Genomic DNA, 9,773 nt, shown 5'->3' with positions numbered 1-9,773 from the left:
GGGCAGGAGGGCGTCGAAAGACGTGCGGACGTGCTCGTTCTCATGGCTGCCGTCGTCGATGACGATGTCGAACGGGCCCAGGCGCCGGCCCAGGTCCGCCAGGAAGGCCGGGTCGCCCTGGTCGCCCTGGATGGTGCGGATGCGCGGACCGCGCACGCTGCTCTTGTCGGCGATGTCCAGGCCGTAGATCAGGCCGCGGCGGAAGTAGCGCTGCCACATGCGCAGCGAGGCGCCGCCGGACTCGGGGTCGTCGTAGCCGCCGATGCCTATCTCGAGCACCCGGACCGGCTCGCCGCGGTGGCGCGCCAGGTGGGTGTCGTAGTGGCGGGCGTACCAGTTGAACGCACCCCACTTGTCGGTGCCCAGCCGAACCGACAGGCTCGCGACGTCCTCATCGGACGCCGTGGCGCCGGCCAGCACGGCGTGCACGACCGACATGGTCTGGTGCTGCCAGGTGGCCCGGAAGTCCCGGGTGTTCGCGTGCCCGTCGTGGTTGGCCCGCACGAGGGACGGCCACACCACCTGCCTGGTGGCGTGGTCGCGCCGGCCGGCCGGTGCGAACAGGCTCAGCAGCAGGTCGACCGCGTCGAACCGGACCAGCACCGCGTCGGTGTCCGCGCCGGGTGCCGGTTCGGGCAGCACCGTGATCCCGTCGCGGTCGACGACCAGCGTGCGGTCCGCGGTCTCGGCGCCGGACACCAGCGTCAGCCGCACCCGCACGGAGTCCCGGATGGGAGGCGGGTCGCAGCGGGCGACCAGCTCGGCCACGACCACGTCCGTCGTCGCGGCGAGACCGACCTGGCGGACCGTCTCGGCCACCCGGTCCGGTCCGGCGCCGGCGGCGGGCAGGAACAGTGCGACCGGACCCCAGTCGTCCAACGGGAGATTCGACATACCTTCGGCTTCCTCCAGGTCCGGAAGTCCCGTCACGTCCATGTGACGGGGAGTTCGTACACGCCCTGCATGTCCGCCGCGGACCGCACCCGCAGCTCGTTCAGCGGCACCGCCAGCCGCAACGTCGGGATCCGCTCGAACAGGGCGGCGAGCGTGATGTCGAGCTCCAGCCGCGCGAGGCCCTGGGCGACGCAGTTGTGCGGGCCGAAGCCGAAGGCGAAGTGCGGGTTGCTCATCGTGCGGTGGATGTCGAGGCGGTCCGGCTCCGGGTACGCCTCAGGGTCCCGGTCCATCATCGCGTACGGCATGATGACGCCCTCGCCGGCCGCGATCACCTGGCCGTGGAGCTCGATGTCGGCGGTCGCGACCCGGATGCCGGCCATGTCGGCGATGGTGACGTAGCGCAGCAGCTCCTCGACCGCCCCGGGCACCAGCGACGGGTCCCGGCGGATCTCGTCGAGCTGCTCCGGGTGCTCCAGCAGGGTCGCGGCGCTCAGTGCGATCATCTGCGCGGTGCTGCCCTGGCCGGTGACCAGCATCTGCACGGCCATCCGAACGAGGTCGTCCCAGGTGAGTGAGCCCTCGTCGGCCACGAGCCGGTCGAGCAGCCACGTGCCGGTCTCCCCGCGGCGTGACGTGACCAGCTCGTCCAGGTACCTGACCAGCTCCGCGAGGGCGGCCTCCCCGTCCTCGGCGGTGCTGGCGAGCAGCAGCCGGACGCAGGCCTTCTGGAAGAAGTCCTGGTCGCCTTCGGGCACGCCGAGCAGGTGGAAGATCACCTTGCCGGAGAGCGGCCCGGCGAACCCCTGGATCAGGTCGACCGGCGGCTCCGCGGCGAGCAGGGCGTCGATGCTCTCGTGCACGATCCGCTCGACGTCCGGCCGCAGCTCGCGGGTGCGCTTGGGGATGAAGTAGGGCATCAGCATCCGCCGGTACTTGGTGTGCTCCGGCGCGTCCATCGTCACCAGCGTGCGGAACTGCCTGACCTCGAGCAGCCGGGGCGTGACGATCGGGAAGCCGTCCCGGCTGCGGTCGGAGGACACGCGCGGGTCGTTGAGCAGGACGCGTGCGTCGGCGTGCCGGGTGACGAGCCACGCCGTGGCGCCGTCGTAGAGGGTCACCCGCACCAGCGGTCCTTCGGCACGCAGCCGCGCATAGCCCTCCGGCGGCTGGTACGGGCAGGTCCGCTGCTGCGGGTAGTGGAATGCCGTGTCTGTGGAGACCGTCTCTGTCATCGCCCACCCTCGGCCGGAAACTCGCGGGAATTGCCGTACGAACCGACCGTAGAATGCGAGCGGAAATGAGCAACCCCTAGCGCACCCTTATGACCCCAGTTCCGCAGGCAGGAGGCTTTCCGCCCTTGCCATCCGGCGTCGTTCCGCGAATATGATGAACGACGAGCTGGAAAACATTTCGTTTGTCCGCGAGTATCTCGCGGCGAAGACCGCGTCGTCGGACGGACTTCTTCCACCGGTCACAGAGGACATCCATGACAGAAGCGACGAGCCGCCCCACGGATCGCGCGACCTTCCCGCCGCCGCGCAACTGTCCGTTCCACGCCGCGGAAGGTCACCTCGCGCGCCGCGAGCCGGGTCCGCTGACGAAGACGACGCTGGTGTCCGGCCAGGAGGCGTGGGTCGCGTCGCGGCACGCCGACGTGCGTGCGATGCTCACCGACCCGGCGTTCAGCGCGAACCGGGTCGACCCGAACTTCCCGCAGCTCGCCAAGCGGCGCCTGCCGCGCAAGGAGACCCCGCGCACGCTGCAGTTCATGGACGGGCCGGAGCACGCCCGCGCGCGGCGCGCGGTCGTCGGCGAGTTCACCGTCCGCCGGCTCGCCCCGCTCAAGCCGCGGATCCAGCAGATCGTCGACGACCACGTCGACGCCATGCTCGCCGGGCCGCGGCCGGCCGACCTGGTGGCCGCGTTCGCGCTTCCGGTGCCCTCCCTGGTGATCTGCGAGCTGCTCGGCGCGCCCTACCACGACCACGAGTACTTCCAGGCGCGGACGAAGACGCTGCTCTCGCGGACGGGGGGCATCGAGGCGGTGCGCGCCGCGATCGAGGATCTCCGGTCCTACATGGACGGTCTGGTGACGGCGAAGGAGGCGAACCCCGGTGACGACCTGATCGGCCGGCAGATCCGCCAGCACCGCGCGAACGGCACCGAGGACCACGGCGAGCTGGTGGACATGGCGCTGCTGTTGCTCATGACCGGGCACGAGACGACCGCGAACATGATCTCGCTCGGCACGGTCGCGCTGCTCCAACGGCCGGAGCAGGCCGAGCGACTGCGCCGCGACCCGGCGCGCACCCCGGACGCGGTGGAGGAGCTCCTGCGCCACCTGACGATCGTCGAGTGGATCAGCTCGCGGGTGGCGGTGGCGGACACCGAGCTCGCCGGTGTGCCGATCATGGCCGGCGAGGGCGTGGTCACCATGAACCTCGCCGCCAACCACGACCCGGCGGTGTTCGCCGAGCCGGACGACGTGGACTTCGGGCGCGGCGCGCGCAACCACCTCGCGTTCGGCTACGGCGCCCACTCCTGCCTCGGGCAGAACCTCGCGCGCCTCGAGCTGCAGGTCGTGTTCGACACCCTGCTGGCCCGCATCCCGACGCTGCGGGTCGCGGTGCCGCTCGAGGAGCTCCCGATCCGGGACGACGCGGCGAGCTACGGTCTGGACGCGCTCCCGGTCGACTGGTGATGGCTCGGCTGAATTGCGCGTGCCGTCCCGCGGAAATCACATTCGAATGGTTGCGGCTTTTGTCGTGGGGGCGAAACAGGCGAGGAGTTCGATGACGATGGAAGATGATTTCGCGCCGGTATTGGTGGTGGGCGGCGGACCGACCGGGCTCACGCTGGCCCACGAGCTCGCACTGGCCGGGGTCCGCCCGGTGCTGATCGACCGGTTGCCCACTCCCAACGAGCACTCGAAGGCGCTGGGCCTGCAACCGAGAACCGTGGAGATCCTGGCCATGCGCGGCCTGCTCCAGGCCGTGCTCGACCGGTCGCTCGCGCAGGTGTCCGACGCGCACTTCGCCGGGTTGCCGACGGTGATGCACTACCGGGGCTGGGGCAGTCGCCACCCGTACGGTGTGATCATCCCGCAGAACCGGGTGGAGGCGGTCCTCGAGGAGGCCCTGGCCGAACGCTACGGGATCCGGGTGCACCGCGCGCACGAGCTGGTCGGGCTCGAACAGGATGCCGACGGCGTCACCGCCGTCGTGCGCACTCCGGACGGCGAGCGCCGCGTCCGCGCGGGTCACCTGGTCGGGTGCGACGGCGGGCGCAGCAGGGTGCGCCAGCTGATCGGCGTCGCGTTCCCCGGGAGCCGCACGAGCTTCGCGGGCGTCGTCGCGGACGTGACCCTGCGCAGGATGCCGGACGCGGTCGGGGCCCTCCCGAAGTCCATCCGTGAGCTGCTCGGCTCGGACACCGCGCACCAGGACGGCATGACCTGGCCGCTGGTGCCGCTGCAGAACGGCCTCTACCGGGTCGTGTGGGGCATCTACGGCCAGTCGCACGCCGACCCGAACGCCGAGGTCTCCGCGGACGACGTGCGGGCCGCGGTCCGGATGCGCTACGGCGACGAGGTCGAGATCGACGAGGTGCGCTGGCTGTCCCGGTTCACCGACTCCGCCCGTCAGGCCGAGCGGTACCGGGTGGGACGGGTGCTGCTGGCCGGCGACGCGGCACACGTGCACCTGCCGGCCGCGGGCCAGGGGCTCAACATGGGCGTGCAGGACGCGATGAACCTGGGGTGGAAGCTGGCCGCGACCGCACGGGGCGAGGCGCCGGCGGGCCTGCTGGACAGCTACCACGACGAACGTCACCCGGTCGGCCAGCGGGTCGTCGAGAACACCCGGGCGCAGGCGGTGCTGACCAACCCCGCGGAGGAGTACGACGGGCTCCGCGCCATCTTCACGCGACTGCTCACCATGAGCGAGGTGAACCACTACCTCGCGGGCATGGTGTCCGGTCTGGACATCCGCTACCCGATGCCCGGCGGCGACGACCACGAACTGCTCGGCACGCGGATGCCGGACCTGGACGTGTTCGTCGGCGACGAGCCAGAGCCCAGGCAGGTGCACCAGCTGCTGCGCACGGGACGCGGTGTGCTGCTGACCTCGGCGCCCGACCCGGGGTACGCGGCCCTCGCCGACGCGCGGATCGACGTGGTGGCCGTGCGGGCACTGCCCGACTGCGGCACGGACGCGGTCCTCGTCCGGCCGGACGGGCACGTCTGCTGGGTGGCCCCGGGCACCGGTGAGGTGCTCGCGTCGCTGCGGGACGCCGTGCGCACGTGGTTCGCACCCACCTCGCCGCAACCCCTCGGCGTGCCATGACAGGGCCGGGCACCACCACGGTCGGCGTGCTCGGCCTCGGCACCACCGGTTCGGCCGTCACCGCCCTGCTGGCCGCCAACGGGTTCTTCGTCGACACGGTCGAACGGGACTCCGAAGCGCTGTGGCGCGGGCGCAACCGGGTCGGGGAGGCGGTCGCCGCGCTGGGTCTGTCCGACTCGGACACGGCCGCCGCGCGCCGCCGGGTCAGCTACACGACGGGCACGACCCTGCTCCACCGCGCGGACGTGGTCATCGAGGCGGTGCCGGAACGACTGTCGCGCAAGACGGCCGTCCTGCGGCAGGCCGACGAGCTGTGCCCGCCCTGGACGGTGTTCGTCACGACCACGACCGGGCTGTCGGTCACCGAGATCGCGTCGCGGAGCGGCCGCATGGCGCGGACCGTCGGCCTGCACCTGTGCCATCCGGACGGGCTGACCGGCGGCACGGTCGTGGAGGTCGTGCACACCCCGATCACCGAGGCCGGGGTCCGCCGCCACATGACCGAGTTCGTCGCCGGCCTGGGGAAGTCGGCGGTGTGCGTCGCGGACCACCCCGGCCTGCTCGGCGGCGGCCTGCTCCTCGGCTACCTCAACAGGGCCGCGGTGATGTACGAGCGCAACCACGCGTCCCGCGACGACATCGACGCCGCGATGACCCTCGGCTGCGGTCTGCGGCTCGGCCCGCTCGCGCAGTTGGACGCGATGGGCCTCGACGTCGTGGTCGACAGCCTGCAGGCGCTGGCCGACCGGACCGGCGAGGGCTGGTACACCCCGGCGGGCGTCCTGCGCCGGATGGTCGATGCGGAGCTGCTGGGCCGCAAATCCGGGCGCGGCTTCTACCGGTACGACACCCCGGACGGCACCCCGGCCCACGCGCCCGACGCCGCTGCCGGCGGGTGCTCGGTGACCAGCGTGGGCGTGGTCGGGTCGGGCACGATGGCCGCCGGCATCGCCGAGGTGTTCGCCCGTGCCGGCTACCCCACCACCGTCGCGGCCCGCACCGACACGCGCGCGAAGACGGCGTTGTCCGCGGTGGAGGCGTCGCTGGTCACCGCGGTCCGCGGGCACGAGATCGACGACGACGAGCTCGACCGGACCATGGCGCGGCTCGCCGGCGCCGGTGACCTCGCCGCGCTGGGTGACTGCGACCTGGTGGTCGAGGCCGTCGCCGAGGACGTGGTGGTCAAGCGGGGCGTGTTCACCGGGCTGGACCAGGTGACGCGGCCCGGGTGCGTGCTCGCGACGACGACGTCCAGCCTGCCGCTGCTCCAGCTCGCCACCGCGACGAGCCGGCCGGAGGCCGTGCTGGGCATGCACTTCCTCAACCCGGCTCCGGTGGTGGACCTCGTCGAGGTCGCGCACACGGCGCTGACGGCGGACGAGGTCGTGGCCACGGCGCTCGCGGTGACGCGGTCCCTCGGCAAGCGGGCGGTCAGGTGCGGAGACCGGGCCGGGTTCATCGTGAACGCGTTGCTGTTCCCGTACCTCAACCGTGCGGCTCACCTCGCGCGGGAACGCAACGTCGACCTCGACCCGATCGACGCGGTGCTCGCCGGCGGGTACGGCTTCCCGACGGGGCCGTTCCGGCTCCTGGACACCATCGGGCTGGACGTGTCACTGGCGATCCAGCGACGCCTACACGACAGCTCCCGCGACGCCGGCCTGGCCCCGGCGAGGTACCTGTCGGACCTGGTGGCCGCCGGCTGCGTCGGCCGCGGCACCGCTCGGGGCTTCCGGCACCAGACGTGACGGGTGCCCTGTCCGCCGATGCCGTGAGATCGGCGGACAGGGCACCCGTGTCGAGTTCGAGGGTCAGTCCCCCGCGGCGGGGAGCACGTCGTCCCACCTGACCGGCAGGGCCTCCGGCCGTCGGACCAGCTTCCGCTTCGCCCAGGGCACCTCCTCGACGGGCACGGCGAGCCGGAGGCCGGGCAGCCGGTTGAGCACGACGTCCAACGCGACGCTCATCTCCATCCGCGCCAGCGGCGCGCCGATGCAGTAGTGCATCCCACCCGAGAACGCCAGGTGCGGGTTGGGTGAGCGGGTGATGTCGACCTCGTCGGGGTCGGTGAAGACCGACTCGTCCCGGTTGGCCGAGGACAGCGACACCACGACGGCGTCCCCGGCGGGAATCGTCCCCGAGCTCAGCTCGACGTCGGTGAGCGCCACCCGCGCGTGGTCCACGCCGTTCACCCCGGCGTAGCGGAGGAACTCGTCGATGGCCGAGGGGATCAGGCTCTGGTCGGCGAGCAGCAGACCGAGCTGGTCGGTGTGGGTCAGCAGCAGGTAGAAGCCGTTGGTGATGAGGTTGAACGTGGTGTCCAGGCCGCCGAACCACAACCCGAACGCGAAGTGGACGAGCTGGTCCTCGGTCAGCCGGTCGGCGCCCTCGTGTGCGGCGACCATGTCCGCGAGCAGGTCGTCGTGGGTGTCCGCCATCCGCTTGGCGACCTGCGTGGCGAGGTAGTCGATGGTCCCCTTCAACGCGCGCTGCGCCTTCTCCATGCCGGCCTCGTCGATGACCTCCATGTCGTCGATCCACTGGTGGAAAAGTGGGAAGTCCTCGCGCGGAATGCCCATCATCTCGGTCATCATGGCCAGCGGCATCTGCCGCGCGAAATGCTTCAGGAAATCGGCCGGCTGGTCGAGCCCGGCGAATTCGTCGACCAGCTCGTTCGCTTTCTTCCGGGCGTTGTCGCGCAGCGTCTCGATCCGCCGCGGGGTGAACGCCTTGCCGGCCAGTTTGCGCACCCGGGTGTGCTCCGGCGCGTCGAGTGCCGAGACGACGAGCGGATCGCGGGGGCTGGCCATGAAACGAGGGGCGTCGGGGCCGCTTTCCCGCGCCCTGCTGAAATGCCGGGAGGTCACCACCATTCGCGCGTCGCGATGGCGGGTGACCAGCCAGGCCTCTCGGCCGAAGGGGAGCTGGACCTTGGCCAACGGCTCGTTGGCACGCAGCTCGGCCAGCATCGGATCGAGACCGTGTCCCTCGTACTCACCACTGGGAAATCGTCGCACCTGGCCTTTGTCAGTCATTCGTGGTCGCAACCTTCCCTATTGTGAAATCACGAAAAATGATATTGAGGGGTCGCTGGACGCCTCAACCCCTAGGCAACCCCTATGGGTGGCCGGGGTACTGCACGGCCAGCACCTCGACCGCCGGCCGCGGGGCCGCGGGCACCGGGTGGTAGAAGCTCGCGGAACCGCCGGCGTGTGGGAAGCAGACGAGCTGGGTCGGCGCCGCCGGTGCCGGGGTGGAACCGCCTGATCCAGGCGTCGTTCACGGTTCCTCCTTGGCGGTCAGCTGACGGGGACGAGGTCGGCCGCGAGGTGCTTGGCCAGCGCCGCCGGCGTCGGATGGTCGTAGGCCGCGGTGGCCGGGAGCGCGAGACCGGTCGCCGCCACCAGCCGGTTGCGGAACTCGATCGCGCCGAGCGACCCGAAGCCCATCTCCAGGAAGCCCTGCCGCGGTTCGATCGCCTCCGCCGAATCGTGGCCGAGCACCCAGGCCGCGTGGCGCAGGACGACCTCGAGCAGTGCCGCCTCGCGCTCGTCCGGTGCCAGCCGGGCGAGGCGCGCGCGCAGCTCCTCGTCGCCCGGCTCCTGGTCCACGCCGGGTTTGCGCCCCGCGGTGACCAGCCTGTCCAGCAGGGGCGCGGGCCGGGCCATGGTGAACACGTCACCGAACCGCGCCCAGTCCACGTCGGCGACGAGCACGGCGCTCTGGTCGCGGCGCAGCGCCCAGCGCAGCGCGGTCAGCACCGTCTCCGGTGCCAGCGCCGCCAGGCCGAGTTCGGCGAGGGCGTCCGCGCCCGGGTCGCCGGTCACCGGCCCGAGCCCGATGGCGGTGGCGGGGAGCCCGTCGCGCCGGCGCTGCTCGGCGAGCGCCTCCAGCGCGGCGTCGGTCGCGGCGCGCTCACCCTGGCCCACCCCGCCGACGACACCGGCGATCGAAGTGCACAGCACGAACGCGGCGGCGTCGGTGGCCAGCTCGTGGAGGTTCTCCGCGGCCCGGCGGCCGCCCTCGGTGTGGAAGACGGCGTCGACCCGGTGGGTGGCGAGCAGGTCGCGCAGCGCGGTCCGGTCGGCGGGGTCGCAGTCGGTGAACGTGACCCGCCCCGCGAGGTCGGGTGTGGGCTCGCCGCACACCACGACGTGCTCCGCGCCGGCGTCGGCGAGCCACCCGGCCAGGTACGCGCCGATCCCGCTCGTGCCGGTGACCAGCGCGGTGCCTGACGGCCGCCAGTCGGTGTCGCCGGCCGTGTCGCCGGCCGTGTCGCCGGCCGTGTCGCCGGCCGTGTCGCCGATCCTGTTGCCGGCGGTGTCGCCGATCGTGGCCCGCACCAGCCGGCGCACGAAGCCTCCCGCGGCACGGATGGCCACCTGGTCCTCGCCGCTGGTCAGCGCGGCGGCGAACGCGGCGCCGGCGCGGTGGTCCAGCCGATCCGGCAGGTCGATCAGCCCGCCCCACCGGTCGGGGTGTGCCAGGGCCAGCACGCGGCCGAGCCCCCAGGTCGCGGCGGCGTCGGGATCG

7 protein-coding genes and 1 pseudogene are annotated in these 9,773 nt (G+C 72.2%); 3 read left to right on the top strand and 5 right to left on the bottom strand.

Annotation, left to right across the window (positions count from 1 at the left end; translation table 11 throughout):
* Both ACJ73U_RS19560 and ACJ73U_RS19555 read right to left on the bottom strand, forming a co-directional pair.
* The coding region (locus tag ACJ73U_RS19560; protein ID WP_407779094.1) for a class I SAM-dependent methyltransferase at positions 1-894 on the bottom strand (894 nt) is incomplete at its 3' end.
* A 32-nt stretch (positions 895-926) separates the two neighbouring features.
* On the bottom strand, positions 927-2,129 hold the full coding sequence (locus tag ACJ73U_RS19555; protein WP_407779093.1) for a cytochrome P450: 1,203 nt from the start codon (positions 2,127-2,129) through the stop codon (positions 927-929).
* Between the two features lie 254 nt (positions 2,130-2,383).
* On the opposite strand from ACJ73U_RS19555, the gene ACJ73U_RS19550 reads away from it, so the two are divergent.
* The 3 genes from ACJ73U_RS19550 (at position 2,384) to ACJ73U_RS19540 (ending at position 6,988) form a co-directional block, all read left to right on the top strand.
* The gene (locus ACJ73U_RS19550) at positions 2,384-3,598 is read left to right on the top strand and encodes a cytochrome P450 (protein WP_407779092.1); all 1,215 of its coding nucleotides are present in this window, start codon (positions 2,384-2,386) and stop codon (positions 3,596-3,598) included.
* Between the two features lie 91 nt (positions 3,599-3,689).
* On the top strand, positions 3,690-5,240 hold the full coding sequence (locus ACJ73U_RS19545) for an FAD-dependent monooxygenase (RefSeq protein ID WP_407779091.1): 1,551 nt from the start codon (positions 3,690-3,692) through the stop codon (positions 5,238-5,240).
* Positions 5,237-6,988, top strand: coding sequence for a 3-hydroxyacyl-CoA dehydrogenase family protein (locus ACJ73U_RS19540; RefSeq protein ID WP_407779090.1), 1,752 nt, complete (start codon positions 5,237-5,239; stop codon positions 6,986-6,988). The genes ACJ73U_RS19545 and ACJ73U_RS19540 overlap by 4 nt, the downstream gene beginning before the upstream one ends.
* Positions 6,989-7,051: 63 nt before the next feature.
* On the opposite strand, the gene ACJ73U_RS19535 is transcribed toward ACJ73U_RS19540, so the two are convergent.
* The 3 genes and pseudogenes from ACJ73U_RS19535 to ACJ73U_RS19525 form a co-directional block, all read right to left on the bottom strand.
* Positions 7,052-8,275, bottom strand: a complete 1,224-nt coding sequence (locus tag ACJ73U_RS19535) for a cytochrome P450 (protein ID WP_407779089.1) — start codon at positions 8,273-8,275, stop codon at positions 7,052-7,054.
* 91 nt (positions 8,276-8,366) lie between these two features.
* Positions 8,367-8,523: pseudogene (locus tag ACJ73U_RS19530) on the bottom strand (thioesterase domain-containing protein); the annotation flags it as partial.
* A 16-nt stretch (positions 8,524-8,539) separates the two neighbouring features.
* On the bottom strand, positions 8,540-9,773 hold a 1,234-nt coding region (locus ACJ73U_RS19525; protein ID WP_407779088.1), incomplete at its 5' end, for a beta-ketoacyl reductase.

Source organism: Actinophytocola sp. (genome assembly GCF_045807065.1).
In the GTDB taxonomy this organism is placed as follows: domain Bacteria; phylum Actinomycetota; class Actinomycetes; order Mycobacteriales; family Pseudonocardiaceae; genus Actinophytocola.
Note: the sequence above shows the minus strand (reverse complement) of the source record. Positions and strands in the feature narration are given on the sequence as shown.